Here is a 26,652-nt window from a genome sequence, read left to right as displayed (position 1 = left end):
CTGCCCGTGCATGCCCGCGTGACCGGGCTGGCTAGAGCTTCCGCAGTACGTGGAACGGCACCAACTGGTCGACCAGATACAGCTTGTCGTTGCGGCCGTCGGCATAACTGATCTCGTAGTTCACGACGCCGAGCCAGTCGCCGTCGACACTGGGAAAACGCCCGTGGAGCCTCCCGTTGACGGAGCCGGTCAGCTCGAGGCCGATCGGAATGACATGCCTCTCGGCGCCAGGCGGCCGGGCGAAAAGGCGGTCGAGGCACACCGAGACTCCCGTGAGAACGGGTCTGCGGCCGTGGATCTGATCGCCCTCCCAGGCGGTGAACGGACTGCTAAGCGCCATGGCCACCTGCCGCAGTGATGGCTCGCTGGGAGCGGCGAAGGACGAGATCGAAGTAAAGCTCTTCGGACAGCTCAGCTCGCTCGGGCGTGGGTGCAGTAGCAGCCAGCCGCCAGAAGTGGTCGGCCGTGTCGGTGGCGCAAGCCAGGCAGCTGACGCGAGCCTCACCATACTGAACAACGGCACGGAACTCCGAGTGGCCGAGGGTGTGTCGTCCGAGCTTGCATCGCGCCGGCAGAAGGGCGATCGGCCGCCCGGTCGAGTCGTACCTGTAAGTGAGGTTGCCGTCCATTTGGGACGATTCAAGAAGCTGCCGGTCCATGACGCGAGAACCTATCACCGTCTTCGCACATATGTTCGGTTAGACGCGTGTGGCGTTTGGACTTAACCCGGCAGGGTGGCGGGCAGTGAGCCTGCTGGACTTGCTGCCGCGAATGCTTGCCACAACAGGTTGAGGGGATGGTCGGCGGCGTAGCGGTTCCGCTCGCCCTTGCGGGCGAAGATGCCCGTGACGATTTCGAGCGCAGGTGCGTAGTCGTCAGCGAGGTTGATCTTGCGCAGGCCACGACCGGGCAATCGTCCTTCGAGGACGGCATCGGCGACTCGTTCCGTCGTGAGCATGCATCCATGCGCGAGTTCGGCGTTGAGCAGGTTGAGGCCGTAGTTGAGCGAGTCGATCTCGGCGATGACGTTGAGGGTGCCGCGGTAGTCGGGGCCGTACCAGCGGCCGAGGAACTGGGCGAGCAAGCCGGCGGTTGGCGCGAGCAGTGGCAGGGTTGGCAGTTTCGCGGCGGTCACCGGAGTGTCGGGGAGTTCGCGGGTGGTGAGGTTCGTGAGCAGGGCGACGCGTTCTCGGTGCCATTCGAGGAAGTCGTAGTCGAGTTCGGGTGGTTGTCCGGGCCGGGCGGCGAAGCTGCCGCAGACCATGTCGACTTTCTTGGCGTCGAGTTTGCGCCAGAGGTCGCGGGTGCGGACGTGCTCGATGTTGAGGTGGATGTCGCGGCGCTCGAAGTCCTCGCGCAGGGAGGGCCAGACGGTGCCGAGGAACTCGACGGTGAACTCCGTGGTGCCGAAGGTGACGGTGGAGCCGAGGCGTCTCCGGCTGCGGTGCAGGCTGTCGGTCCACGATGCCAAGGTCTGGATCGCCAGTGCGACGACCTCTTCGCCGGACGGCGTGAAGAGGAAGTCCTTGCCCCGGCCCTGTTTCAGCACCAGCGCCTCGCCGACGAGACGGGTTGTGGTGCGGTTGAGATTGTCCAGCTGCTTCTGCACGCTTGACTGCTCGCGGCCCAGGATGCGAGCGGCGCGCTGTGCGGTGCCGGTCGTGTGCACGACGGCGAGGGTGCGGAGCTGATCGAGGCTGACGTCCAGCATCTCCGGCGGGCAGCCGAGCAAGGTTGCCAGCAATTCCTCCGCGTCGACCTCGTCCACGATGTCGGGCACCAGCGCCTCCCTCTTCAGGTCTCCCTGAACCCTGCTCTGACGTGCGTGTTGTCCGTGCGAACAGTTGGGTTGTCGTTGATCGCAGTTGTACTCGTAGTGTCCCAAAGATGTCCACTCGAACATCTGAAGTCGCGCTACTGTACTTCCGAACATCTATTCGGGGGTGCTTGATCCGGCACTCGATCATCGGCGGCATTGGCGAACCGCGTGCCGTGGACGTGGAGGTTCACGATGACTAGTGCTCGCAGCATCGCCGAAGAGGCGCGCGCCGCCTCCTGCTACTTCCGGACCACAGTGGATAGTCCGCATCGCAAAGCCTTGGTGCAGATCAACGAGGACTGCAACCTCCACTGCGCTCACTGCTTCGTATCCGCGACCCGCGCTGGTAAGCAGATGCCGCTGACGGAGATCGTCGGCAAGGTGATCCCACAGCTGAGCGAGGCACGAGTTCAGCGAATCACTCTCACCGGCGGAGAACCCACGATCCACCCCGACTTCATGGCCATCGTGCGCGCGTTCCGCGCCGCCGACATGGACGTCGGAATCTGCACGAACGCCACCACACTGAGCGACTTCGAGATCAGTGACCTCGCCGATCAGGGCGTGCACTGCAACGTGTCGCTCGACGGATTCGCCTCCGACTCGCACGGCAAGTTCCGCGGCGACCGAGCCAGTTTCAACGTCACCGTGGCCACCGTGAAGAAGCTCGGCGCGGCTCGGATTCTGCAGGGTTTGTTGTGCACACCGAACTCATTGGCACAGAACGAGGAGTACGTCGAGCTGTGCGAGTTCGCGCGCGCGAACGGTGCGCGCTACGTGCTGCTCAACCCGCTGGGCAGCATGGGCCGCGGCGTCAAGTCGCAGGGGCGACTCGCGAAGACGACCCTGCACATGCAGGAGATCCACGCTTTGACCGAACCGTTCAACAGCCCTGATCTCGACATCGCGCACATCCGTTTCCCGAACACCACGGGCAAGCCGTTGTCCGGCTGCGAAGCGGGAACGATCATCTACGTGTTCACCCCTGGCGAGGTCACCGTGTGCCCGTACTTGGTGTTCGCCGCGCGCACTCCCGCATCCCGGCACGCCGACACCGAGTTCATCGTCGGGAACATCTTCACCGACACGGACATCGCGCGACGCCTCGACGACTACCGGTTCAAAGCCCGTTACCAGGCAGGCTCCAACAACACGTGCGCGTCGTGCTCGATGAACGCAGGATGCGGCAAGGGCTGCCCGGCCGCCGTGATCGCGTCCGGTGGCCGGATCGGCGACGTCGATGCCGAGCAGTGCCCGGTCACGACCGCTGATCAGGTCGCGGGAGAACGTCGGCTGCTGCCACTGATGCCGGTATGACCGCCTTCTTCGACGAACCGCGGCGTCTCCCAGGAACGCTGATCACGCTGGATGGCCCTGGTGGAGTCGGCAAGTCCACTTCGGCGAAACTGGTCACTGACACGTTGGTCGCGGCGGGCGTACCGGTCCTCGCGACAGCTCAACCGTCCCGAGCACCGCTGGGCGAGCTCGCCCGGCACGGCACCGATACCTATAGAGGCATGGCCCTGGCCTGCCTGTGTGCGGCGGACCGGCACCACCAGCTCGACGCCGAGATCAAGCCCGCACTCCGCGACGGGAAAGTGGTCATTTGTGACCGCTACGTCGCGTCTTCGCTCGTCCTGCAGGGGCTTGACGGGCTGTCCGCCGAGACCGTGTGGCAGCTCAACCACGGCATCTACCGCCCGGATCTCTCTGTCATCCTCAACGGCGACCCCACCGTGATCGACCACCGGCTCCGAACACGTGGCGGGCACAGTCGCTTCGAACGCGCCGAGGACAACAGCGACATGGAATCCGGTCTCTACGTCCACGCCGTGGTCGATCTGCAGGCCAAGGGATGGCCGGTGGAGACGCTGGATTGCACCACCGACGACGCTGCCACGATCGCTGCGAGGATCGTGTCCCTGATCCACCGAGTGCTCGAGGAGAAGATCCCGGTATGCAGCTGAGCCTGCTCACCGTCAACGTCGGCGCCCCGTCGATCGACCGTGCTCGTCGACAGCTGGAATGGCTCGCCGCTCGCCCCGAGCACGTCCTGGTGCTGACCGAGACCAAGGCCACCGCGGGCAGCGTGTTCCTGGCTCAGGCCTTTACTGCGGCCGGGTACTCGGTCACCTTCCCCGAGCACGCACCGGGCGAGCTGGGCGTGATGATCGTCAGCAAGCTCGCCACTGCGCTGGACCCTCTCGGCGACGCCTTGGACTACCTGCCCGCACGCGCTGCCGGCGTCGTGGTCGACACCGATGAAGGACCGCTTCGCGTCGTGGGCGTGTACGTGCCGTCCCGCGACTCGACGCTGGAGAAGACCGACCGGAAGAAGACGTGGATCGCCAGGTTCGGAGAAGCCCTGAAGCGGACGGCGTCCGACCAGTCGTTGGTGGTGCTCGGTGATCTGAACGTGCTCGAACCCGGTCATCAGCCAGCACACCGTGGCCAGTTCGCCCAGTTCGAGTACGACTTCTACACCAGCTTGACCGAGCTGTACGACCTCGCCGACCTGTTCCGGCACCTGCACCCCGAACTGGTCGAACACAGCTGGGCTCGTCGTCCGGAACTCGGCTACCGCTACGACCACGCTCACGGCTCACCGGCGGTCGTCCAGCGGCTCATGGCCTGCGAATACCTGCACGAGACCAGAGAAGTCTCGCCGGGCGGCTCCCGGCTGACCGATCATTCGGGACTCGCCGTCCGGTTGTCGCTGAGCGCGAACAGGACGCTGCTAACGTCGGACCCCACCACGGCGGTCGACGCGCACAACGAGCCGGAACCGACTCTGTTCTGAACTCCGGCCCCACTCGCGCAGGCTGCCGCCCACGTAGCCGACCGCGAGGAACTCCCGCACGATGTCCACCACCCTCACCCCACGCGTCGGGGCTCGAGTGCTGCTGATCGACCCACAGGACCGCGTGCTGCTCATTCACGCCTGCGATCCGCACGACCGCGGCCACGATTGGTGGGAGCTGCCCGGTGGCGGCTTGGACGAGGGCGAGGAGCCGGTCGACGCCGCTCGCCGCGAAGTGGCGGAGGAGACCGGGCTCGTTCTTCCGTCGCTGGGGCGCAAGCTGTGGATCAGGGAATCCCGGTTCCACTACAAGGGACGCGACCATCACCGCATTGATCACGTCTTCCTCGGCCGCATCACCGACACGGCACCGAAGGTCGCGCTCCAGCCCACCGAGAACGAGAAAGCAGGACTGATCGAACGGCGCTGGTGGTCAGCCGCAGAACTCGTTCAGACGACGGCCAAACTCCTTCCGGCCAGCCTCCCCAGGTTGGTTGAGGACCTCCTGGCGGGCACGTTGAGCACGACGCCTCTCAACCTTTCCGACTGACCGGCCGGCGGGCTGAGCGAGCGGCTCGGCCCGTCACTCACCGGGCCGAGCCGACGCAGTCAGGATGCGGCTGTGTCTGAGCGGCTTCCGGCGCTCACCCAGGTCCTGAATTGGGACCAAGCACCTCCGCGGAAAGCCAGGCGGCCTTCGTCAGGCGCCTTGGAGTCGCGGACGCCGACTTGGCCAGCCCTGAACCTGATCTCGACGCACGCGCTCTCGCTCGGCTGGCTGTAGGAGGACTTGAACCAGGGCGTGAATCCGATATCAGGCGTTGTTGATGGCTTGCTCATCTCGTAAGCCGATCCTTCCGCTGTTGCCGTCACCAACTGTCACGACGGCAGCGGTCCGCCTACGAACGCAAGGAAGCTCGCTGCTTGATCCGACCCAAGCGCGACCTTGTCCTGCGCCTCCCACAGATCCAGGTACCTCTTGACGATCTTCGGCTCGTGCAGGACCGCCTGCTCGTCGTAACGCTCAACGTAGACGAGGTTCAGCGCGGGGTCAGCCGCATATGTGGCGAGGTGGTAGTCGGTTTCCTGACCTGGGTAGAACCCGTGGCTGAACGGCAACCACTTGATGTGCACGTTGGGAAGCTTCGCGACTTCGGCCAGCCGCCTGAGCTGGCCGGCCCATATGCCTGTGGTATCTGAGATCAAACTCACCCGCGCGAGCGCGGCTTGGTCGATGATGAACTCGAACCGTTGAGCGGGGTTCGCGAGCGCTTCCTGACGTTGAACGCGGAGGTTGATGAGCCGGTCGATCTCCTCTGCGGCGACTCCTGCGGCCTCCATGAGGTAGCGCATCAACTCGATCGTCTGGAGCATTCCGGGCAGCAACATGCTCGCCTTGCAGCGAATCAGTGTGGCGGTGCGCTCCATGTCGACCAGTTTGCGCATCGGCTCGGACTTGAACTTCCACCGAAGATCAGCCTTCGGGACCGAGACGGATCCGACTTCGGCGTGCCAAGCGATCTGCGTCCAGGTCTCCGCATCCCCGCCAAGCGCAGCCTTGAGCTTCTGCAGGTTCTCTGCCGTGAAGAGCTTCTGACCGCGCTCCAGATCGACTTGAGTCGGCTGACTCCATCCGCACGCAGTCGCGATCTCGCGTTGAGTGCGCTCGCCGCGCAGCGCTTCGAGCAATCGGCCGCACTGGATGTTGTGGATGAAGGCCGGCATCTCCACGGACGCCATGCACGTACCTCCTGAACAAGTCACCGAACCCAACGCAGACGCTACGGAGAGTAGCAGGATGGCGTTCACCGGATTGGGGCATTATCAGACTCTGATATCAGACTATACGCTTGGCTCATCAGTAGGTGAGCTGGGACATCTGGCGAGGAGGGTGAGAAATGATCACTGATATCGATGCGAGTTTCATGGCTCCGCCGCTCGATCTCCGGATCACACCCTTCGGGAGCGTTCGCCGGCTGAGCGGCAGGCCGGGAACTGGGTGTTTGTTGCTGGCACTCGTTCCGGCTGCACGGCGTTGCCGCTATCCGATCCCGGCGAACGGGGCGCGCCACGGCACGGTCGACGCCGTACCGGGGCTGTGGCGCTGCTTCCGTGATGGGTGACTTTGGCGAGAGGCGTGCAGATGGCACAGCCGAAGAAGACGGTTCGGGTCATTGTCGAACTGGCCCTCGCGGAGGCCACGGTGCTTGCGCGAGCAGCTGTGGTCGTCACATCGGCCCTGGACTGCAAAGAAGCGAACGCAGCCGAGCAAGGGCTTCTTGCGTTTCGCGCCGCAGTGGGGCTGGCCCTGGGGCAGCGCCCGACCCAAGCCGTAGTCGATCAGCCGGAGGCTGTGGCCGATCAGTCGCGACGAGCGAGCTAGTTCAGGAGGGGATCGGCGATGGGCAACCTGGTCTTGTTCGCTGAGCTGCGGCAGCGCCTCGATGCTCACCTCGATCTCGTGTCCCGAGTCGCGGCTGAGGGCGACGCCGCGTCCGCTTTGTCGATGATGCGGCGGGAAGTCCCAGGCCTGGTCGCAGCGGTGCATGCGCTCGTTGATGAACATCTCCCGGACGAGAACGGCAGCTGCAGGAAATGTCGCAGCGGACCGTTCTGGCGCCGCATCCCCGCACCGTGCCGGATGCTGATCAAGGTTCACCTCGCTGTCGGAGCAGCTACGGCGACAACGCGGGACCGCACGTGCTGGAGCCCAAGACGACACAGGCTTCACGAGTCCTCAGTGGACTGAGTTGACCGCCCCTCAATCTTTTTATCAGTACAAGGAATTCGGACATGCCGAAGAGGTTCTCCACCGCGCGCGGCCGTGAATTCGGTGAGGGCATGCGAGCTGTCATCGCCAACTCGGGGATGAACGCCCGAGAGATTGCCGACGTGTTGAGCTGGCAGGAGGCCAAAGTCTCGGACGTGGTGACCGGTAAGGGCGGTGTTAGCCGGCTCGAAGTCGTGATGCTGCTGAGCGTCTGCCGCGCCAAGGCCGCTGAGCGTGACCGCCTGCTCGAACTCTTTCCGGAGCGCGACTTGTCGGGATGGTGGCAGCTGCACGGCAAGTGCGCGCCGGTACGGCCGCGTACCGCCTTCGCCAACCTCGCCGCAGCCAAAACCCTTATCAGCTGGCACACGCATGCGATGCCAGTGCTTCTGCGGACAGCTGACTACATGCGTGCGGTGTTGACGGCGTCCGCCACTGTGTCGGCCGACGAGATGGAGGAGCGGTTGCATGTGCTGCACGAGATGCAGAAGCTGCTCAGCGGTGGCCTGGACTGCACCTTCTACATCCACGAGCTCGCGCTCGATCTTCAAATCGGTGAACCAGAAGAGCACATCGGCCAGCTGCAGCACCTCATGCTGATGTCGAACTGGAAGAAGATCAGGATCCTGATCGTGCCTTCGACAGTTGGTGCACATGCAGGTATAGCGGGGCCCTTCACTCAGCTGACGTTCCCGAAGTACCAGTCGTTGGTGTGGACGGAGACGGAGAACTCCAGCCTCTTCATCGAGACGAAGGAGGCTGTCGAAGGCTACGCGGATGTCATCCGGGCGCTCGACGAGGTCAGCCTGGACGAGGACGAATCGAGGGATCTGATCGTCCGCCGGTGCGTGCGCCTCCAAGAGGCCACTTCGCAGTATTCCGAGTACGAAAGTGAACCGAGCCATGACTGAGGTTGGAACACGCGTGTTGGAAGCCGCCGCCGTGCAGGCTGTGGCGACGCAGCTGAGCGATGCGATCGAGAAGGGGCGCCATCAAGACCGCAGGCTGTGGCGAGCGGTCCAAAACGAGGTCGACCGACGGACTGGCTTCGGACCGAGGTACCTACCTCTGTCGTCGGCCCTCGTGATCCTCGCCGTGTTCGTGGTTGGTGGGACAGCCGGATTTCTCTGGGCGGCCACGTCACGGAACTGGGTGGAGTGCGCTCTCTTTGTGGTTCTGATGATCCTTGGCGTCATGCTCCTCGACCAGGTGCGGCTGATGCAGCGGCGGGAGGACGCACTCAAGGCTGGGCTGTACGTCTCCGCCGTTCCTGCGTCGGATGAGCCGTGCGACGGCTAGCTCCTCATGCCTAAGGACTTCAGGGCTACAGCGCTTGAACGAGCCGTCGGGCGGAAGCTCGCCCGTTGGCGCAACGCGCTTGATCTCAGCCTCACCGAAGCCGGCGGTCGCGTGGGGTTCAGCAGCGCCAAGTTGTCCATGATGGAGAACGCGATGCAGCCCTCCGCACCACTCGACGTCATGGCGCTGGGATACGTCTACAAAGTGCCCACACTCGAGTGGCAGTTCGTGCTGTCCCAATCCCAACGTGCTGCCGAGCTCAGGACAGCCACCCGACCGGAGCCGGAGATCTTCGACCCGGCGGAGGACTTCCCCCAGCTCGTAGCTGATGCAACGTTCCTCCGAACGTTCACCACGGACACGGTGCCGAGCGTGTTCCAGCTCGTCGGCTACACGGATGCAGCGACGTACGGAGACGACCCGGTGAAGGCCTCGGTGACGGCTCGTGTGCGGGAGTCGTGGGCATCGAGGTCGGAGGGCAACGATCCGCTGGCGGTCGAGGCGGTGTTCCCGGAGGCGGTGTTGCGGCAGGTCGTGGGTGGGCCGCGGCTGATGAAGGCGCAACTGCTTCGTCTCATGGAGGTGAGTGAGCAGCCGTACGTGAGCCTTCGGATCGTTCCACAGGCGTCTCCGGCGATGGCCTGCCCTTTCACCTGGTTGAGCTTCCCGCACCGCCAGCACGACGACGTCGTCTATCTCGAGACCTTCCTGCGGTGCGAGTACGTGGAGGAACCTTCCAAGATCGAGCAGGTGTCGCAGCGGTTCATGGCGTTGCAGGACCTCGCGCTCAGCGACGGCGAGTCGATGGAACTCATCGCAGGCGCAGCTTCGACTTTGTGATGTACCGCAGAGCCGACCAAAGAATTCACTCGACTGAATGATTTGAGCACCTCGCCCTCGGCGTCTTGGAGAAGCTCCAAGCGCGGCGCCCTCGGTGGAGTTAGCCTGCCTGAGCAGGCCAATCTTCGACCGGGGGGACGGAGCGATGGCGGCTGACTGGTTGTTGGTCGAGACCTTCGGCGGCAGTCGGTGCGAACCGACGGTGCTGGCTGTTGGAAGCAACCCGAAGAACATGGTTCCGCTTCGGTCGGTTCTAGGACGAGGACCGTTCCTTGCCGACGCACTGGGCGTGACCGCACGCGTGATTGAAAGCCGGCAGTCGGTCGAAGCTCGAACGACCACTGGCAGGCGGCGCGTTATCGGTCACCCTTTGCTCGCGTACGGCGGTCTGGTCCACGGCGTCTACCTGTGGGTCGGACCGCTGGACGAGGATCCGCCGCCGCGGGACCCCGCGGGCGCGTGGCACATCAACCTCACCCGGCACGTCAGCAGCAGGTCTGACGATCTGCTGAGGCTCTACGGAACCAGAGCCGACAAATGGCGGAACGAGCACGACCTCGCTGAGCTCTTCGCCTATCAGCGGCTGACGACGAACGCGGACGAGGCGAAGGCGCTGGCCCTCATCGTCAACGCGAAGGAGGGCGCGGAGCACCTCGCTACGTGGACCGTCAACCGGGACGACGGCGAGCGGCGGGGTGTGCATTTCGCATGCCGGTGCGTCGAGGTGAAGACGCCCAATGGCCGCGTCGAGCTCATCGTCCGCGGAATCACCCACGACATAGGGCCTGCCGAGAGCGTTCCGGCCGCTCCGCCGCCCACGCCGGTCCTGCTCGCGCAACAGGTCCTCGCGGCTGAGGCCACGCCGGGACGTTGGCGGGCGATCGTCGACCTGCACACGATGAGGCTGCTGAAGTGGCTCGACAACCCCATGCCCGGAGTCGCCTGGACGCTCGGCGCACCGCACCGTCCAGCCATCCACCGCGAGGATCTGCGCAGCGCGGTCGGGTTGTCGAAGGAACTGGTGTCGAGCGGGCGGACAGGTGGTGTTCTGAGGCTTCGCGCCGAGGACGGAAGCTGGATGAAGGTGGCCATCTCCGCGGCGCTCATGGCGTTGGATCAACACACCACCGCAGCGCTTGTCACCCTCACCCTGCCCTGAACGTGGGAAGGTCGACTCAGTTGGCCGGCCGCGGGGAAGGTGCTGGGTCTTGAGCTGCTTCGAGGGCAAGGTTGCGGTCATCACCGGTGCTGGTGCGGGCATCGGGCGGGCGTTGGCGGTGGAGCTCGCGCGCCGTGGCGCTCGGCTTTCACTGCTTGATCACGATGCCGACGGTCTTGAGGAAGCGGCCCGCAGCTGCGAGGCGATCGGAGCGCAGGTGCTCGCGCAAGTCGTCGATGTGACTGACTGGGACGGCATGCAGGCTGCCGCGGCCGCGGCCAACGCCGAGCTGGGCGGCGTCGACTCCGTGTTCGCGGCCGCCGGGACCATTCATCGCGGCAGCCTGCTCGACTCGGACATCGCGGACATCGAACGCGTGATGGCGGTGAACTGGCGAGGGCTGATGTACACCGTCAAGGCGCACCTTTCGGCTGTCACCCACTCGAAGGACGGCCGCATCGTGACGTTCTCCAGCGCATACGGTCTGGTGGCGACTCCGAAGTACAGCGCGTACAACTCGTCGAAGTTCGCTGTCCGCGGCTTCAGCGAGTCACTGCGGCAGGAGCTCGCTGGCACCGGCGTCTCGGTGACGTGCGTGTTCCCTGGGGGCGTCCGGACCTCGATCGTCCGCAATGGAAGTTTCGCGAGCGGTGAGAACCGTGACGCCGTGGTCCAAGGCTTCGAGAAGCGTGTCGCACGCACTGAACCTGAAGAGGCCGCGACGATCGTCCTAAGTGGAGTTGAACGCCGTCGTGCGCGGGTCTTCGTCGGTGCGGACGCGCGTCTTGTGGCCGTCCTAGAGCGCCTTATCGGCGGGCACTACCAGGGCCTGGTTCCGGCTGTCGGGCGGTTGCTCGGGCGTCGGCGGAGGCGATCCGGTTGACGTGATTGGCGTCACTGTCTACTCTAGGCCAATCGGAGTATTCCGATTGGGTTGGCTTTGTCGCTATCGAGCTGATCCCTGAAACCGCAGTGGTGAGGCAGCCGTGGGCTGGCCTCGAACGCGATCGGGGATCGACATGTCTCGGCGACCATCAGCTACCAGCAACCATCTTTTGACGCTTCTCAGCGCTCTGTCGCGCTCGCCTGCGCGGATCCGGCCGGTCGGACATTCGCTTGCTGGAGGGCGCGATGTTCATGGTGCTGTCCTACTCGGTGCTGGGCCTGGCTACGGGACCGCTGGTGGTGCTCTACAGCTTCTCGATCGCGCGGCACGAGCTGCTGTCGTGGCGCCTCCTCGCCTCTGCTGGCTGGACGGTTTCCCTTGCAGCGAGCGCGCTTCTGGGTTCTGCGCTGGCGTGTGCAGCTTTGATGGCTCCTCGATCGGCCGCGCTCGTTGCGTGGTTGGTGATCGTCGGCCTCGTGCTCGCGCTCGTCGACTGGACGTGCCACAAGCTGCCGCACCACGTCGTGGGCACGCTGTTCGCCGGTGGCCTGATCCAGCTCAGCTTCATGGCGTTTGCCCTGCGCGATGTCGAGTTGCTGGTTCGTGCCGGCCTCGCCTCAGCTGTGGTGTTCGGAGTCGGATTGCTCCTCTATCTGAGGCTTGGCGCCGAGTTGGGGTTCGGCGACGTCACGCTCGCCACGACATTGGCTCTCTTCCTGGGCTCGCGCGGCTGGCTATGCGTCGCTTTAGGACTGATAACAGGTCTGATGCTTGCTGGGCTCGTCACGCCGACGTTGCTCATCCTGAGACGAATCGGTCGTCACGATCCAGTCGCACTCGGGCCAGCGCTCCTTGCCGGAGCTGTCTGCCTGATGTTGCAAGGCTGAGGGAGGTTGCGTGATGTGCCTTCCGCTCAGGGAAACGGATCCTGTCATCGCCTACGAGGCGCCACGAGCACTGCATCGCGCTGTTGCACTCTTCGTGTTGATCGTGCAGCTCGCACTCGCCGACGAACTTCGCCCGGAAGTCAGTTTCACACCGGGCGCGCCGGTCGAGGTGGCCCCTACGCCCCCAAGCGGGGCCACCTCGGCACCACCGTTCACCTTCCCAGTTTGGAGGCCTCGATGAAGAAGACGCTGCTGCTTGTCGGAAGCGCGCTCCTGGTGGGTGCGTGCGCTCAGGCGCCTGGCGCATCGTCGCCTGAGACGACTTCCGCTGTGCGGCCTGCCGACTCAGCCCGCACCGACGCGATCGATGCGTATCGAGGGATGTGGGATGCCTTCTCCGTCGTAGGGACCACTGCGGACGCGGCTTCTCCGCTGCTTGGGCAGCACGCGGCCGGTGCCGCGCTGGAGAAGCTGAAACGGAGCCTGCAGTCGGACCGGGAGAAAGGATTGGTCAGCAAGGGAAAGCCTGTCCTCGATCCGAAGGTGTCGGCCGCAGATCCTGCCGGTGATCCGCGGAAGATCACGATCACCGACTGCGGCGACTCGACGAACTGGCTCAAGTACCGCAAGGACAACGGCATGCTCGCGGACGATGTGCCCGGTGGCCGGCGACTCATCAAGGCCGCGGTCGAGAAGCAGCCGGACGGCACGTGGAAGGTCTCCGACTACGGGGTTCACGAGGTCGGGAGTTGTTGAGCGATGAGACGAACAACTGTTGTTGTGGCGCTGATGACAACGGGCTTCTTCGCAGCGTCGCCGGCGGCTGTGGCGGATGACGCGTGGGGCGTGACGACCTGTGGTCAGGAGCCTTCCCCGTTGTGCGAGGTATCGGCGGGGACGCGCCCGGACGATTCGACGACCAGCGGTCAGCGCCCGGTCAACGGCACGGAGCAGAACGACGACGGCCGCTTCGGTTGTCGGTACGTGCCTGCTGGGCCAGGGCCCGGCCAGGAAACGCCGAAGGAACCCGGCGGCTGGTTCATGTTGCTGTGCTCGCCCGACGGAAAGGATCCGGACTCCCGCGGCCCGATCTGGGTTCCCGCTGGGGCCGCCGCCCCACCACCTCTCACACCTGAGCAGGTAGCGCAGATCGCCCGCAGGCAGCTGCGGCTGCCCACGCCGAGGATCATGGCGAACCCTGCTGGAGACCAGCTGGTCAACCTGCCCACCTGGATGTGGTTGGATCGCAGCAGCTGGACTGACGTCTCGGCCACGGCGTCCGTTCCCGGAGTATCCGTGACCGCCACAGCAAGACCCACCTCGGTGATCTGGTCCATGGGGGACGGCAGTTCGGTCACCTGCATCGGCGCGGGCACCTCGTTCCCGGCTGACGGCGACCCGAAGGGCACATCGCCCGACTGCGGGCACACGTACAAGTCCTCGTCGGCAGGGCACCCAGCCGAGACCTTCCCCGTGACCGCCACCGTGCAGTGGACGGTGACTTGGTCCGGCGCGGGGCAGAGCGGGACTTTCCCGAACTTGTCGACCAACGCTTCAGCCGCGTTCCGGGTCGCCGAGAGCCAAGGAATTACCACCGGCTGATCGCTCAACACATCCGTTAGATCCAGGCACGTCGAACAGCTGAACCGACGTGCCGCGATGAAGTCATGCCTAAAGGGGGCCGTGATGACCGCGAACAGCGATCTGATCAACACGAAACCGCAGTCCAACTCGTCTCTTCGATGGACGTCGCGCGACGGCAAACCACCGACGCGATGGAGCAACCGTCGTCGGCGCGTTCCGCATCTTCTGCTGGGGCTCATGCTGGTCCCCGCTTGCGGCGTCGGGGGCGCGGTTCTCGCGACTGAACTGGGAGACAGAGACAGCGTCCTCGCGCTCGCCCGTCCAGTGGCGGCCGGCCAAGTCCTTGCGGCCCAAGACCTTCGCCAGGTCGCACTGGCGGCGGGCTCGGAGATGGACGTGATCGTCGCGTCGGCCGCCTCAACGGTCGTCGGGCAGCCTCTCGCGTTCAGCCTGCCCCAAGGTTCGCTCGTCACACGTTCGGTGCTCGGCGCTCCTCAAGTTCCTGAGCAGGGCAAAGCGATCGCGGCCGTTGGCCTCAAGCCGGGGCAGTTCCCACCGGAGCTCTCGCCGGGCACGACCGTCGCCGTTCTGCTCACTCCTGGACAGGGAACGTCGGCGGAGTCGACACCCAAGTCCTGGACCGCGGTGGTACTCGGCGTCTCCGGGCGCGCGAACGAGCAGACCACGGTCGTCTCGTTGCGCATGTCCGAATCGGATGGTCGCGCGTTGTCGTCGGCACCAGCAGGCCAGCTGAGCCTGCTCGCGATCGCGGGAGGGAACCGCTGATGCTCATCGCCGTCTGCTCGTTGAAGAGTTCTCCAGGTGTCACCACTCTTGCGGTGGCGCTGGGTGCGCGGTGGCCGGGGCCGGAGGTTCCGGTGGTGGTGGAGGCCGACCCCGCTGGGGGCGACCTGATGACCCGATTCCGGTTGAGCTCCGAGCTGACGTTGGTTCGGCTGGCTGCTTCAACCCGCTTCCGCGCGGACCAGCTGGCGCACCACGCTCAGTTCCTTCCAGACGGGTTGCGGGTGCTGCCTGGACCGGTCCAAGCGGAGCAAGCCCGTGCAGCACTGGGTTTGTTGGCTACCGGCCCGTCGTCACCCTTGCGCCGTGCCGGCGATCGGGCGGACACCGCCGTGATCGCCGACTGCGGCCGGGTGGACCCGGACTCTCCGGCGTTGTCGATCATCCGCAGCGCGGACGCGATGTTGCTCGTTGCACGTCCGCGCGACGACGAGCTCGCCCACGTTGCCCTCAAGCTGGAAGCTGCACAGCGATGGTCCCAACGCCCCTGTTTTGTCTTGGTGGGCCACGGCCACCGCGTCGGCTACGTGTCGCATGAGCTGCGCATCCCGGTCATGGCACACATTCCTCACGACGTAAAGGGCGCGGAATCCCTGTCCGGCCAAGGAGCGAGCCGGAGCGGGCCGAACAGGTCGGCGCTGGGTAGGGCAGCGGCCAAGCTCGCGCTCAGCCTTCGCGCGAGTTTGATCGCGTCTGCGCCGGAGGCCAGCTCGCAGCCCCAGCTCGCTTCGGTCGGTCAGCCGCGCCAGAACGGAGCGGGGTCATGACTCGCGCCTTGGCAGGCCCGGCAGAGCTGCCGTACAAGGCGGCTGGAGAGGCAGCGGCGGTTGACCGGTTGCGCCAACACTTGCGCAGCTCGCTGTCAGAACAGCTCGGTCAGCGCATTCGGAGCGATGAGGCCGCTGAACGACCGCCGATGAACGCGCAGCAGCGACAGCGTCTGGCCGAAGCGATACTCACCGACGCCGCGGAAGCACACGCTCGTGCCGAGCTCCACAACACGGCGGACGGCGGGATGCTGGTCACTCCGGACGTCGAGCAGCGACTGATCAAGCAGGTCCTCGACGAGGTCTTCGGCTTGGCCGGCCTCGAACCGCTGCTGGCTGATCACGACATCGAGAACATCAACATCAACGGCGACCGCGTGTTCATCCGCTGCGCCGACGGAACTCGCAGGCGCCTGCCACCTGTCGTCGGTTCGGACACCGAGCTCGTCGAGCTGATCCGCGACCTCGCGGCCCGATCGGGTGTGGAGGAACGCAGGTTCGACCGTGGCTCGCCGATCGTGAACTTCCAGCTGCCCGGCGGCGAGCGCGTGTCCGCGGTCATGGCCGTGACGACGCGGCCGTCCGTGTCGATTCGTCGTCACCGCTTCTCCAGGGTGAACCTGGCGCAGCTTCGCGAGCTCGGCAGCATCGATCTGGCTCTGGAGAGCTTTCTGGCAGCCGTCGTTCGAGCTAAGCGCAACGTGCTGGTCACCGGCGGCACCTCGATCGGTAAGACCACGATGCTCCGCGGACTTGCCTCGGCCATTCCGTGCTGGGAGCGGCTCGTCACCATCGAGGACGTCTTCGAGCTCGGGCTGGACGAGGACACCGACCTTCATCCGGATGTGGTGCCCTTGCAGGCCCGAGAGCCGAACATCGAGGGCCAAGGCGGAATCTCGATGTCGGACCTCGTCTGGCAGTCGTTGCGGATGAGCCCGGACAGAGTGATCGTCGGAGAGGTTCGCGGCCCGGAGGTCATCCCGTTGACCAACGCGATGTCCATGGGCAACGACGGCTCCATGGGCACCTTGCACTCCAGCTCCAGTCAGGGCGCGTTCACCAAGCTCGCCGCGTACGCCGTGCAGGGACCTGAGCGGTTGCCGATCGAGGCGACCAACCTCCTGGTCGCCTCGGCGTTGCACTTCGTCGTCCACCTGGACAAACCGCGCGACGACGCCAGCAAGCGCGTCGTGTCGTCGGTGAGAGAGGTGGTCGGGGCCGAGGGCGCACAGGTCATCAGCAACGAGTGCTGGCGCCCTGGCCCGGACCGGCGCGCTGTTCCAGCCGCACCCCTTCGGACCGACACTGTCGACCTGCTCGTCGAAGCGGGCTACGACCCCGACCTCTGCGACCGGAGTGACGGGTGGTGGAGGCCATGACCACCTTGCTCTTCGGACTGCTCGGGGCCGGTTTGGCTGCCGGTGTTCTGCTTGTCATCGCTGGCTGGCGTGGACGACCCGTCACCGAGACGAAGCCACGTCGGCGAGACGTACCCGCCCTGAGGCTCGACCAGAGGCACCTTGGTCATGCTGCATTTGCAGTGCTCGTGGGGCTCGGAGTCGGCATGTTCACCGGCTGGGTGGTGGGCGGCGTCCTGAGCCTGCTCGCGGTGCTGGGGCTCCCGCGGATACTGGGATCGAACGTCGGCCACCAGCGTCAGGTCGAACGCATCGAGGCGATCGCCAGCTGGACAGAGATGCTGCGCGACACGCTCGTAGCCGCGGCCGGTCTGGAACAGGCCATCCTCGCCACCGCCTCAACCTGCCCGGAACCGATCCGCGACGAGGTCACCGAGCTTGCGGTGAGGCTGGAACGCGGTGAGCGCCTCGGGTCGGTACTTCGCGACCTCGCCGACCAGCTTCAAGACCCCATTGCGGACCTGGTCGTCTCGGCGCTGATGCTGGCTTCCGAGCATCAGGCGCGACAACTCGCGGACTTGCTCGGCGAGCTCGCCGTCGAAGCACGCGAACAAGCGACGATGCGGATGCGGGTCGACGCCGGGCGAGCTCGTTCGCGGACCAGCGTGCGAGTAATCGTGATCACCACCCTCTTGTTCGCTGCCGGCTTGGTGGTCTTCAACCGCGATTACCTCAGTCCGTTCGACTCGGTGTTCGGCCAGGTCGTGCTGCTGCTCGTCGGAGCGCTGTTCGTGACGGCGTTCGCGTGGTTGACCAGGATCGCGCGGTTCCGCGAGCCCGAGCGGTTCCTCACCGACCTGAGCACGGACCAGGGAGCGACACGGTGATCACCACGGCGTTCTGGGGAATCGGTCTGGGCATTGGGCTGTGGATGCTCGCGGTGTACGCCTTCCCTCCGCGACCGTCGCTGCGCGCCCTGGTGGACCAGCTGCAGGCCGATCCTCCGTCGGCTCCGATACTCACCGCGAACTCGGCGGGCTGGGCTTTGAGCGTGGGGAGGCCGTTCGTCGGCACCCTGGGTTCTATTGGCATGCCGAGCAAGTCGCTCCGGGATGACCTCGCGGTCATCGGCAAGAGCGTCGACCACCACCTTGCGGAGAAGGCAGTCCTTACTTTGACCGGGATGCTGGTGCCTCCGCTCGTACAACTCGTGCTTGTCGTTGCTGATGCCGGTCTCACCTGGGAGATCTTGCTCGCGGCCAGCGTTCTGTCCGGCGTCGGTGGCTTCTTCGTCCCAGACATTAACGTCCGCCGAGAGGCTGAACGGCGCCGCTCGACGTTCCGGCACGCCTTGTCCGCCTACCTCAACCTGATTCGTGTCCTGTTGGCTGGTGGAGCCGGAGTTGACGGCGCACTGAAGTACGCGGTCAGCGTCGGCAAGGGATGGGCTTTCGACCAGCTTCGCCACGCTCTCGTCACATCGAGGCTCACCCGAAGCACCCCGTGGTCCGCCCTGCGTCAGCTCGGTGTGGAGCTGGGCGTGCAGCCGCTGACCGAGCTCGCCGCCTCGGTAAGTCTCGCGGGCACTGAGGGCGCTCGCGTTCGCGCCAGCCTCGCCGCGAAAGCCACCGCACTCCGAACGCGGGAGCTGACCCTCGCCGAAAGCGCGGCACAGGCCGCCACGGAACGGATGAGCGTCCCCGTGGTGGTGCTTTGCGCCGGCTTCCTGATCTTCATCGGTTTCCCTGCAGTGGCAAACGTGCTCGGAGGGCTCTGACCGGCCCGCGTACCCAGTTATGGCAGTTAGGAGAGGTCGATGTTCATCGAGGTTCAGTTTCTCGTCGTCTACGTCCAGGCCGGTCTGGAGAAGATCCGCCGTGACGACCGCGGCTACTCGACCGAGTTCGTTGTCGGCACCGCGTTGCTGGTGTCCGCGACGATCACGGCGGTCGCCTTCATCGTCGCCAAGATCATCCAGAAGGCACAGAGCATTCCGATCGAGTGATGGCGATGCTTCGGCTCATTCGACGCGTTTGCCGCGACCAGAGGGGGAGCGGTACAGCCGAGCTCATGATCGTCATGCCGGTGCTGTTCTTGCTGTTCCTGTCGATCGTGCAGTTCGCGCTGTACATGCACGCGGCGCATATCGCTCAAGCCGCTGCCGCCCAAGCGCTGTCCGCGGCCCGTGTTTCCGGTGGAAGTGCGGGAGCCGGCACTGCGGCAGGGCAGCAGGTGCTCGCACAGCTCGGCAGGGGACCGCTTCGCGAGTCATCCGTACGAGCACAACGCGGCGCTGATCAAGCATCCGTGCAGGTTCGAGGAAAGGCGGTCAGCGTGATTCCGTTCGTCACCCTCGCGGTTCGTGCCGAAGCCGTCGGTCCCGTCGAGAAGTTTTCATCGGCGGTGTCGCCATGAAGTTGACCCAGGTACTGCGCGATGACCGAGGCTCAGCTGCGGCCGAGCTGGCGTTGGTCGCACCGTTGATAGTTCTCCTGCTGTTGTTCGTGGTCCTCTGCGGGCGTCTGGCGACGACGCAAGTGCGGATCAGCGACGTAGCGCATCAGGCCGTTCGCGCGGCGACCGCGGCCCGGACTCCGGCGCAAGCGAGCGCTGCGGCCCTTGCCACCGCCGAGGCAGCACTCGACGCCGCGGGCATCACCTGCCAGTCGCTGTCGGTGCTCGTGGACTCCGGCGATCTTCGGCCTGGCGCCACGGTGACCGTGACCGTCTCGTGCGTTGTCGGCCTCCAGGACCTAACAGCGCTCGGCGTTCCCGGAAGTCGCACCCTCAGCAGCAGTTTCTCCTCGGTCGTCGATCTATGGCGAGGAGTTCGGCCATGAACCTGTCAGAGCGGCTGCGTGATCAGCACGGTCGCGTCAGCGCGTACGTGGTGATCACCGCGACCGCGGTGCTGGCGTTCGGAGGGCTCGTACTCGACGGTGGACTCGCGCTGGCCGCCAAGGTTCGCGCGATGGGGCAGGCGCAGGAAGCAGCTCGGGCCGGCGCGCAGGAGATCGACCTGACTGCCTACCGAGCTAACGGCACCTTGAGGCTGCAGCCGGATCGGGCCGTCGCCGCCGCGCACAACTACCTCGCTGCCGCGCACCACACCGGCTCGGTCTCCGTTAGCGGCAACACCGTCAACGTCAGCGTGACGATCAACCAACGAACGCAGCTCCTTGGATTGGTTGCGGTCGACACGATCACGGTGACGGGACGCGGTGAAGCGCAGCCGCAACGCGGAATCTCTTAGCAGGAAGGAAATCCGGAGATGACGACGATCGACGACATCGCGCGGCGCGTGGAGGACGCTGACGCGGCCCGCAGTGCACGACGGACCAAGGCCGCCCAGCTCGTTGGTGAACTCGCGCATGAACGCGTCGCAGTGGTTCAACGACTTGCAGACATCGATCAGCAGATCGGTGATGCCATCGTCGAGAGCGGCGATGTGATCACGGTGGACGAGCTGGCCAAGTTCACCGGCGTATCTGCGGCTGATCTGGCGCAGATCCTCGACTCGCGCAAGAGCTCCCGCGGAAGGCGCAGGAAGAGCGGCGCTGGCTCACCACCGGGCCGCAGGGGACGTAACCGAACCCTGGATACTCCCGAGCCGCAAACACACGAGGGTTCCACAGCGGAAGAATCCTTTGCTGAGAAGGAAATAGGCACGCCATGACTGGGGCGGATCGCCGCTCGGCGCTGTCGGTCGGCGTTGGAGCAGCGCGAGGTCTGCTGGCTTTAGGTGTCCTTTCGGCGCTGACGGCGGGTCTTCCGTGGGGGCTGGTGCATTTCGTTGGCTGGCCGCTTCCTGACCATGTGCCGACCTGGGACGAGGTTCGGGTAGCGCTGCTCAGTCCGATGGGCGGCCAGTTCTTCATCGACGCGCTGGCGATCGTCTGCTGGATCGCATGGTTCTTCTTCGTCTTGTCCGTGCTGCGCTCCGTCGTCGACGTCGCGCGCGGAATCGCTTGGACACCATGTCAAGGGCGCGGACCGTTCCAGGCGCTGACAGCCACGCTCATCGGCGCCGTGGTGCTGACCTTGCTGAGCAATCGGGCCTTTGCCGCGCCTGCAGCTGGTAACCGCGCGCACGAGCCGACTGCCGCCGTTGCGGTTGCGCCTTTGACTCCTGGCGCCGCGGAACACCCTGCGGCCCTTGCTTTGGTCGTAGACCGTGCAGCACCCGCCCCGCCCGGTCTCGTGCGTGTTGTCGATGAAGTCCGCCTACCGCACAACGGGATCTACGACAGCTTGTGGCGGATCGCCGAACGGATCTACGGACCTGGCGGTGGTGATCGGTGGCCTGAGCTCTACCAGCTCAACCGCGGAGTTGAACAGGCAGATGGCCGTTCTCTCTCCAATCCCGACCTCGTGCGGCCGGGCTGGCAGATCGCCGCCTACGTTCCGGAGCCAGCTGAAGCGCCACCGCTGACTGAAGTGCGGCCCACGCCCCCGAATCCTGCCCCGTCGGAGGAAGTGGCCGAACCTCGCGAAGATCTGAGTGAGCCAGGCCTGAATCTGATGACCGGTGTATACGTGAGCCTTGGTCTTGCGGGAGCGATATCGGCCGCCGTAGTGGCGATGCAGATGCGGCGCAGGTGCCGGTACCGGATCGGCAGCGGCAAGCGGTCCGACCTCCATCGCCCGGTTGCTCCCGTGGTTCAGGCGTTGCGTGTTGGGCACGAGACCACGCAGGACCGGCAGAGCGATGAAACCGAGTTCGTTCACTTCGGCCCACGCCGGCCGAATGTTCAGTTGACCGCGGAGGGTGTGCTGGAGCCGAGCAAGCCGTCACGGCTAGCTGCGGCGGCAGGCACGAGACGCGGGCGCGAGTTCGCGGTGGACCTCGCCAGCACGCGCGGCCTCGGCTTGTCCGGGGCTGGCGCCGCTGCGGCTGCGCGAGCGCTCCTCCTGCACCTGCTCACTGCGCAAGAGACGGACGCCACCTGTCGCGTGCTCGTGCCGGCTGACGATCTCCACCTGGTCTTCGGTGAGGTAGAGGCCCAGAGCCTGCCACACACCGTTGAGGTCGTTGCCTCGCTGGACGCCGCGCTCGACGAGATGGAGGCGCTCCTGCTCACCCGTGCCCGGCAAGCCCTCGACGAGCATTTGAGGGCATCGGACGCCGTGGTCCTCGTCGCTCGCTCCGTCGGACACACCGCGCGTCGGCTACAAGCTGTGCTCGACAACGGATCTGCTCTCGGCCTTGCCGGCATCCTTCTAGGCCAATGGCGTCCGGGCGCGACGGTCATCGTTCGGGCCGACGGAACGGTAAGCGCGACCAGCCCTGGCCTTGGAGACGAACTCTCCGGCGCGAGGCTGTTCAACCTGCCCGCCGCCGACGCCGCGGACCTTCTCGCCGTCCTCCGCGAGGCTGAAGTTCAAAGAGGATCTGACGGCGTTAACGACGATGTCCGTTCGATACCGGACGCAAGGCTCCCCGAGCCGCGAGCGAGCACCGTTGCCGATGCTGCAACCGCGGATTCGGCACCCGCTGCGGTGTCATCTCGCCTGACCGTGGAGGTCTTCGGTCGCTTTCAATTCGTGTTCGCGCCAGGTGGGTCCGAGGCTGTCGATCTCAGCGGCCTGCTCACCCCGAAGCAGCGCGAGGTGCTGGTTCACCTGGCGCTCCATCCGCAGGGCGTCCGGCGAGAGGTCCTGAACGAGGCGGTGTGGCCCGGCAGCAGGCCGCCGCGGCCGTACAACTCGTTTCACAACACGTTGTCGGTGCTTCGACGCGTGGTCGCCGATGCCACCAGCGGCCCCATGGCGAACTTCGTTGTGAACAGCGATGGCCGTTACCAACTGAACCGCGAGTTCGTCGAGGTGGACTTCTGGAAGCTGCAACAGCTGCTTGGGAACGTAGCGGTGACCGGTGCCGACCGGAAGTCGTGCCTCCAGCGTGCTGTTGACCTCTACGCCGGAGATCTCGCTGAAGACGTTCTCTCGCCATGGATCGAGCCGTTTCGCGAGTCCGCGCGGCGCGACGTCCTGGACGCACTCAGCGCGCTGATCAACGAGTACGGCGATGCGGACCCGCAGAGAGTGCTCGTCCTCCTTGAGCGGGCGCGCCAGCTCGATCCTTACAACGAGGGCGTCTACCGCCAGATCATGAGCACCCAGGCTCAGCTCGGACAGCTCGCCGCCGTTCCTCGGACGCTCGCCCTGCTGACAGCCACGCTCGGCGAAATCGACGAAGAACCCAGCCCTGACACCCAGGCCATCGCCGCGCTCCTCCAGCGCCGCAGTGGACCTCATGTCGGTTCCTCCGGCCGCGCAGCGGCGTCGTGAGCTGACGTCGGTCCTCCAGGTTTCCAGCTGTATCAACCAACTCCGAGATTGGAGCCATCTCATGAACCGACGACTCGGCAGCGTGCTCAGCGCCGCGGCCATGCTGGTCGCCTGCGCTGCGGCCGCCACTCCGAACGCGGCTGCGGCTACGAGAATCTGGCCACCGCCGGGCTGCGGCTTCGTCCCGCTGCCTCAACCCGTTGGCGAACTCACCGGTCGCTACTTCCACTGCGCCGGCAACTTCATCCTCATCAAGTTCCACTGGGACACAGGGAATACTGGGACATCGTGCGTGCCTCCTTGGTATCAGGTTCCCTTTTATCGCGACGGCGCACACGTGGTCGTCAACGCCTACTACGTCTCTACTCCTCCGAATCTCAGCGGACCGCCCGGCGGGGAATGGTGCTCGTTGTCGCAACCTAGGGTCTGATAGATATATACTGCGTGCAGACAAAGATGGGTCATGCGACACTGTAGACGTTTCGGGTGCCCATATCCTTCATGGAAGACTCCGGTCGGATCGCGGGTCGACGTACACGTACTTTCTTGATTTTCGTTGGATGCGGTGCTTTCGTGGCTTGGCTACGAAAGCGCCGCATCTTTGGATCGCTCCATGAAGAGTCTGTGTCACCTTCCTGGCCAGGTGCCTTCTAGGGCAGAAGCCCCTTTGGTTACGTGAATCCGCTGGTCAGCAGTGGTGTGATGGCTACCTGTGTGACGCCCGACTCGGTAGCCGGCAGGCAGTTGAGCAGTCGACCGGCGCGGCGGTGGTCCTCGTTTCCATCTACCTTGTGGGTGGCTGGCCTTCGCATCAGAAAGCCCTGCATTGACGCATCTCCTATTTACTGCATTTCGCTCAATAGGTGACCTGGTCTGGCGTGCTTTATTTGTACTCCGGTTGTCTCATGCCCGGCCTTGAATGCCCGAATCCTGCACATCGTGATCACTCGCGAAGCGCTAAAGAATCATGGAAATTCGCACGGGAATCCATTGTGTCCCGATTGGTTCGATGCTATCTTTGATGTATGGCGAGATGGGTTCGCACCCCGCATATCTCGCAACCACACAAACCCAATAACCGCCAGGAGTGGTCGTCATGGCTGATGTCATGGTCACCGCGTGGAGCAACGGCGATGGTTGGCTCAGCGTTGATACCGCTGAGTGGATCGCCGAGCGCGCGGAACTCTGCGGAGAGCTCACGAACGAGCTTCGCGAGTGGATGGATGAGAGAGGGCACCGGGATCCGACAGCACGTGTGCTGGTGCTCTGGGCAAAGGAGTGCACCGGGGAAGACCCGGTCGGCCTCTACGGTGACGGGCTGTTCTGGGCGCACAACACCTGCAACGTGGAGAACATCCTCTCGGATGATCTCGGCTTCCTGGTGTTCTCGGCCGGCGGTGAGCTGGGCGACCTGATGGTGACGATGAGCGGTGACGGGGGTCTCTACGGCCAACCCGAGGTCTACCGCGACACCACCACCGACGCGGTCTGCTGGGCGGACTACGCGCACGCGGTCGGTTGCTGCGCGAACGGCCATCAGTGGGAGACCTGCGACGGTTACCGGCTGCACTGCGTCAACGGAGGGCTGTTCGACGGCGCCCCGACGATCAGCGGTCAAGCGCGAGTGCCCTTCGGTGATTGCGAGCGCGCGTACATCGCATGCCCGCAGTGCCGCAAGTCGCTCCGCTTCACGGCCTGAGTAGCCGACTCCCGAACCCTCGTTCTTCCCTCAGTGTGAGGTGTGCCATGTCTGCCATGCTCTCTGTCGATCAGGACCAACTGCGGTTCGTCGAGGACGACTCGGTGACTGTCTCTCTTGAATTCCCTTGGGAAACGGACTCCGGCTACCACTGCACCCGGTGCGGTGAGGACATCGTCGAGACGGCCAGCGGCTACGAAACTGAGTCCGGCGAGGCGATGTGCTCCCCGGACGGTGACGAGCCAACTGCGCACGTACCGGAACGAGCTCCGTTGTCGTGGGTGAACTCCGCGACGATCGACGCGGACGAGGTTGACGACTCCGTCACCGTGTCGATCAGCGTCGGTGACCCGCGTGGAGCGTTCTGTTTCACCGTGCGACGAGTGCCGGATGACGCGGGCGGTGATCTTGCGGGCCGTCTGGTGCTGCAGGTCCCGCACCCCGGTGAGTCCAGCCCGCACAGGAAGTTGACGGCGCTGCATCCTGGCGCGTTCGTCGTCGGCTGACTTCGGCCGAGCGGCGCTCCGCAAGGTCTCGCAGTCTTCGGAGCGCCGTTCGCCCCACTATGCGGAAGTGCCGACGGACGGCACGTCACCGCTGCATGCGGCACGAACGCGGAGTTCAGAACGGGGCTACGCTACGGATGCCCTCCTGTTCGCAGGCGGGTTTGTGTGGTGGCCGGCGGGGGTGCGACACCTCCACCGTGAGGTGCCCCGTCGGCCCGCACCGGCCTTCTCCGGCGTGCCGCTCCTGGATGAGCAACTCGATCTTTCGGCCCGTTGCGGCCCGGAGCGCTGTCATGTGTTCACAAAAGCAATCGCAGGCTGGGTGTGTGCCCGCAGATCCGCACCAACACGCGGTGAAGATCGCGGAAGCAGTTGACGAGACCTGGCACCGTGCCCATGGCTCAGGACGACTCGAAGTCCCTGTATCAGTCGTCGGCGCGCTGGCGTTCCTGGCTCCGCCGGACGACGAGCGCGACGACGTGGTGCGTTACCTCCTTTCGTTGTCGGCTAGCGACTTCTCGGACTTTGCTCGTATGCAGTGGGCGATCTTCGTAAAGGCGAGACCAGATCTCCTCAACCGAGCATGGCCGCTGATCTCGTTGTGGCACAGCGAATCGCGTCTCGGCGATCAGGTGGTCTCGGCAGCCAAGAGCGTGGCGGATGCCGCACTACGCGCGGGACAGCTCCACCTCACCGGAACTGACCGGCGACGTGAGACAGACTTGTTCGGCGCCCTGCTCGAAGTGCTCCGCTCGCGCACCGCGAAGAGTGCGCGCGGGCAGTTCTACACACCGGCGTGCGTCGCGGAGGCGATGGCTCGCATGGTCGGTGTGCCCAGCGAGGGCGAGCGCGTACTTGAACCGACGGCGGGAACGGGTGCCCTCCTTCGTGCTGCGGCTGAAGCCATGCGCGAGCTCGACCGTGATCCCTCCACTGTGGAGTGGTGGGCGGTTGACGTGGACGAGCTCGCGGTGGCGTGTCTCGCAGTCAACGCGGTCTTGTGGGGCCTCGGGAACAAAGTCGTGCTCGGCGTCGGCAGCGGCCTCACCGACGAGTGGATGCCGCGTGCTGTCGCCGAACGCCGCGAGCCTATGGAACTCGCCAACGCAATTCGTTGCATGGCTGAGCTGATTCGGATCACCGAACGGCCCGCTGGCGGATGACCGCGCACGTACTTCATCAA

The 26,652-nt window shown here is 65.2% G+C and carries 32 protein-coding genes; 27 read left to right on the top strand and 5 right to left on the bottom strand.

What is annotated here, in order from left to right:
* Window positions 1–31: 31 nt before the first annotated feature.
* Both B0F77_RS18615 and B0F77_RS18605 read right to left on the bottom strand, forming a co-directional pair.
* A complete protein-coding gene (locus B0F77_RS18615; protein WP_086664186.1) occupies window positions 32–340 on the bottom strand; it encodes a hypothetical protein in 309 nt (102 codons plus the stop codon).
* Between the two features lie 381 nt (window positions 341–721).
* Window positions 722–1,780, bottom strand: coding sequence for a LysR family transcriptional regulator (locus tag B0F77_RS18605; RefSeq protein ID WP_245848384.1), 1,059 nt, complete (start codon window positions 1,778–1,780; stop codon window positions 722–724).
* 231 nt (window positions 1,781–2,011) lie between these two features.
* Here B0F77_RS18605 and B0F77_RS18600 point away from each other — a divergent pair, with 231 nt between their 5' ends.
* The 4 genes from B0F77_RS18600 (at window position 2,012) to B0F77_RS18585 (ending at window position 5,169) form a co-directional block, all read left to right on the top strand.
* Entirely contained in the window at window positions 2,012–3,136 is a 1,125-nt protein-coding gene (locus B0F77_RS18600; protein WP_086664272.1) for a radical SAM protein, read from the top strand.
* A complete protein-coding gene (gene tmk / locus B0F77_RS18595; RefSeq protein ID WP_086664184.1) occupies window positions 3,133–3,786 on the top strand; it encodes a dTMP kinase in 654 nt (217 codons plus the stop codon). The genes B0F77_RS18600 and tmk overlap by 4 nt, the downstream gene beginning before the upstream one ends.
* Complete coding sequence (locus B0F77_RS18590; RefSeq protein ID WP_086664183.1) at window positions 3,777–4,619, top strand: endonuclease/exonuclease/phosphatase family protein; 843 nt, start codon at window positions 3,777–3,779, stop codon at window positions 4,617–4,619. Before tmk ends, B0F77_RS18590 begins: the two co-directional genes overlap by 10 nt.
* Window positions 4,620–4,680: 61 nt before the next feature.
* On the top strand, window positions 4,681–5,169 hold the full coding sequence (locus B0F77_RS18585; RefSeq protein WP_086664182.1) for an NUDIX hydrolase: 489 nt from the start codon (window positions 4,681–4,683) through the stop codon (window positions 5,167–5,169).
* A gap of 59 nt (window positions 5,170–5,228) precedes the next feature.
* Here B0F77_RS18585 and B0F77_RS18580 read toward each other — a convergent pair whose 3' ends face one another.
* From B0F77_RS18580 to B0F77_RS47210, 3 genes are all read right to left on the bottom strand, one after another.
* Entirely contained in the window at window positions 5,229–5,459 is a 231-nt protein-coding gene (locus B0F77_RS18580) for a DUF397 domain-containing protein (protein ID WP_086664181.1), read from the bottom strand.
* 39 nt (window positions 5,460–5,498) lie between these two features.
* Entirely contained in the window at window positions 5,499–6,359 is an 861-nt protein-coding gene (locus B0F77_RS18575) for a helix-turn-helix domain-containing protein (RefSeq protein WP_086664180.1), read from the bottom strand.
* Window positions 6,360–6,660: 301 nt separating this feature from the next.
* Window positions 6,661–7,185: a hypothetical protein gene (locus B0F77_RS47210; RefSeq protein WP_143466804.1), complete on the bottom strand. Its 525-nt coding sequence runs from the start codon at window positions 7,183–7,185 to the stop codon at window positions 6,661–6,663.
* 227 nt (window positions 7,186–7,412) lie between these two features.
* On the opposite strand from B0F77_RS47210, the gene B0F77_RS18565 reads away from it, so the two are divergent.
* The 23 genes from B0F77_RS18565 (at window position 7,413) to B0F77_RS18460 (ending at window position 26,632) form a co-directional block, all read left to right on the top strand.
* Complete coding sequence (locus B0F77_RS18565; RefSeq protein ID WP_086664178.1) at window positions 7,413–8,300, top strand: DUF5753 domain-containing protein; 888 nt, start codon at window positions 7,413–7,415, stop codon at window positions 8,298–8,300.
* On the top strand, window positions 8,293–8,688 hold the full coding sequence (locus B0F77_RS18560) for a hypothetical protein (protein WP_143466803.1): 396 nt from the start codon (window positions 8,293–8,295) through the stop codon (window positions 8,686–8,688). Before B0F77_RS18565 ends, B0F77_RS18560 begins: the two co-directional genes overlap by 8 nt.
* A 153-nt stretch (window positions 8,689–8,841) precedes the next feature.
* Window positions 8,842–9,528 (top strand): DUF5753 domain-containing protein, encoded by a 687-nt coding sequence (locus B0F77_RS18555; protein ID WP_143466802.1) that lies wholly within the window; start codon window positions 8,842–8,844, stop codon window positions 9,526–9,528.
* A 145-nt stretch (window positions 9,529–9,673) separates the two neighbouring features.
* Window positions 9,674–10,687 carry a GAF domain-containing protein gene (locus tag B0F77_RS18550; RefSeq protein WP_158102746.1) on the top strand — a complete coding sequence of 338 codons (1,014 nt, stop codon included), beginning with the start codon at window positions 9,674–9,676 and terminating at the stop codon, window positions 10,685–10,687.
* A 49-nt stretch (window positions 10,688–10,736) separates the two neighbouring features.
* On the top strand, window positions 10,737–11,570 hold the full coding sequence (locus B0F77_RS18545; RefSeq protein ID WP_158102745.1) for an SDR family NAD(P)-dependent oxidoreductase: 834 nt from the start codon (window positions 10,737–10,739) through the stop codon (window positions 11,568–11,570).
* A gap of 248 nt (window positions 11,571–11,818) precedes the next feature.
* Complete coding sequence (locus B0F77_RS18540) at window positions 11,819–12,460, top strand: A24 family peptidase (RefSeq protein ID WP_143466801.1); 642 nt, start codon at window positions 11,819–11,821, stop codon at window positions 12,458–12,460.
* Between the two features lie 237 nt (window positions 12,461–12,697).
* Window positions 12,698–13,216 (top strand): hypothetical protein, encoded by a 519-nt coding sequence (locus B0F77_RS18535; RefSeq protein ID WP_245848382.1) that lies wholly within the window; start codon window positions 12,698–12,700, stop codon window positions 13,214–13,216.
* 3 nt (window positions 13,217–13,219) lie between these two features.
* The gene (locus tag B0F77_RS18530) at window positions 13,220–14,062 is read left to right on the top strand and encodes a hypothetical protein (protein ID WP_245848380.1); all 843 of its coding nucleotides are present in this window, start codon (window positions 13,220–13,222) and stop codon (window positions 14,060–14,062) included.
* Window positions 14,063–14,281: 219 nt separating this feature from the next.
* On the top strand, window positions 14,282–14,830 hold the full coding sequence (locus B0F77_RS18525) for an SAF domain-containing protein (RefSeq protein ID WP_158102744.1): 549 nt from the start codon (window positions 14,282–14,284) through the stop codon (window positions 14,828–14,830).
* The gene (locus B0F77_RS18520; RefSeq protein ID WP_086664170.1) at window positions 14,830–15,615 is read left to right on the top strand and encodes a CpaE/TadZ family protein; all 786 of its coding nucleotides are present in this window, start codon (window positions 14,830–14,832) and stop codon (window positions 15,613–15,615) included. Before B0F77_RS18525 ends, B0F77_RS18520 begins: the two co-directional genes overlap by 1 nt.
* Before the next feature lie 149 nt (window positions 15,616–15,764).
* Window positions 15,765–16,994, top strand: coding sequence for a TadA family conjugal transfer-associated ATPase (locus B0F77_RS18515; RefSeq protein ID WP_245848378.1), 1,230 nt, complete (start codon window positions 15,765–15,767; stop codon window positions 16,992–16,994).
* 167 nt (window positions 16,995–17,161) lie between these two features.
* Window positions 17,162–17,860 carry a type II secretion system F family protein gene (locus B0F77_RS18510; RefSeq protein WP_245848375.1) on the top strand — a complete coding sequence of 233 codons (699 nt, stop codon included), beginning with the start codon at window positions 17,162–17,164 and terminating at the stop codon, window positions 17,858–17,860.
* The gene (locus B0F77_RS18505) at window positions 17,857–18,750 is read left to right on the top strand and encodes a type II secretion system F family protein (protein WP_245848374.1); all 894 of its coding nucleotides are present in this window, start codon (window positions 17,857–17,859) and stop codon (window positions 18,748–18,750) included. The genes B0F77_RS18510 and B0F77_RS18505 overlap by 4 nt, the downstream gene beginning before the upstream one ends.
* 39 nt (window positions 18,751–18,789) lie before the next feature.
* Window positions 18,790–18,978: a hypothetical protein gene (locus B0F77_RS18500; RefSeq protein WP_086664168.1), complete on the top strand. Its 189-nt coding sequence runs from the start codon at window positions 18,790–18,792 to the stop codon at window positions 18,976–18,978.
* Window positions 18,978–19,388, top strand: a complete 411-nt coding sequence (locus B0F77_RS18495) for a TadE/TadG family type IV pilus assembly protein (RefSeq protein ID WP_086664167.1) — start codon at window positions 18,978–18,980, stop codon at window positions 19,386–19,388. Before B0F77_RS18500 ends, B0F77_RS18495 begins: the two co-directional genes overlap by 1 nt.
* A complete protein-coding gene (locus tag B0F77_RS18490; RefSeq protein WP_086664166.1) occupies window positions 19,385–19,813 on the top strand; it encodes a TadE/TadG family type IV pilus assembly protein in 429 nt (142 codons plus the stop codon). The genes B0F77_RS18495 and B0F77_RS18490 overlap by 4 nt, the downstream gene beginning before the upstream one ends.
* Window positions 19,810–20,226, top strand: a complete 417-nt coding sequence (locus B0F77_RS18485) for a pilus assembly protein TadG-related protein (RefSeq protein WP_086664165.1) — start codon at window positions 19,810–19,812, stop codon at window positions 20,224–20,226. The genes B0F77_RS18490 and B0F77_RS18485 overlap by 4 nt, the downstream gene beginning before the upstream one ends.
* Before the next feature lie 18 nt (window positions 20,227–20,244).
* Window positions 20,245–20,649 (top strand): hypothetical protein, encoded by a 405-nt coding sequence (locus B0F77_RS18480; RefSeq protein ID WP_086664164.1) that lies wholly within the window; start codon window positions 20,245–20,247, stop codon window positions 20,647–20,649.
* Entirely contained in the window at window positions 20,646–23,264 is a 2,619-nt protein-coding gene (locus B0F77_RS18475) for an AfsR/SARP family transcriptional regulator (protein ID WP_086664163.1), read from the top strand. The genes B0F77_RS18480 and B0F77_RS18475 overlap by 4 nt, the downstream gene beginning before the upstream one ends.
* Window positions 23,230–23,694, top strand: coding sequence for a DUF6355 family natural product biosynthesis protein (locus B0F77_RS50895; RefSeq protein ID WP_425435675.1), 465 nt, complete (start codon window positions 23,230–23,232; stop codon window positions 23,692–23,694). Before B0F77_RS18475 ends, B0F77_RS50895 begins: the two co-directional genes overlap by 35 nt.
* 666 nt (window positions 23,695–24,360) lie before the next feature.
* Window positions 24,361–24,963 (top strand): hypothetical protein, encoded by a 603-nt coding sequence (locus B0F77_RS18470; protein ID WP_086664162.1) that lies wholly within the window; start codon window positions 24,361–24,363, stop codon window positions 24,961–24,963.
* A gap of 56 nt (window positions 24,964–25,019) precedes the next feature.
* Window positions 25,020–25,469, top strand: a complete 450-nt coding sequence (locus B0F77_RS18465; protein ID WP_211293864.1) for a hypothetical protein — start codon at window positions 25,020–25,022, stop codon at window positions 25,467–25,469.
* A 353-nt stretch (window positions 25,470–25,822) separates the two neighbouring features.
* On the top strand, window positions 25,823–26,632 hold the full coding sequence (locus tag B0F77_RS18460) for an N-6 DNA methylase (protein ID WP_158102742.1): 810 nt from the start codon (window positions 25,823–25,825) through the stop codon (window positions 26,630–26,632).
* Window positions 26,633–26,652 lie beyond the last annotated feature (20 nt).

It is taken from the genome of Lentzea kentuckyensis (assembly GCF_002150765.1).
Classification (GTDB): Bacteria; Actinomycetota; Actinomycetes; order Mycobacteriales; family Pseudonocardiaceae; genus Lentzea; species Lentzea kentuckyensis.
Note: the sequence above shows the minus strand (reverse complement) of the source record. Positions and strands in the feature narration are given on the sequence as shown.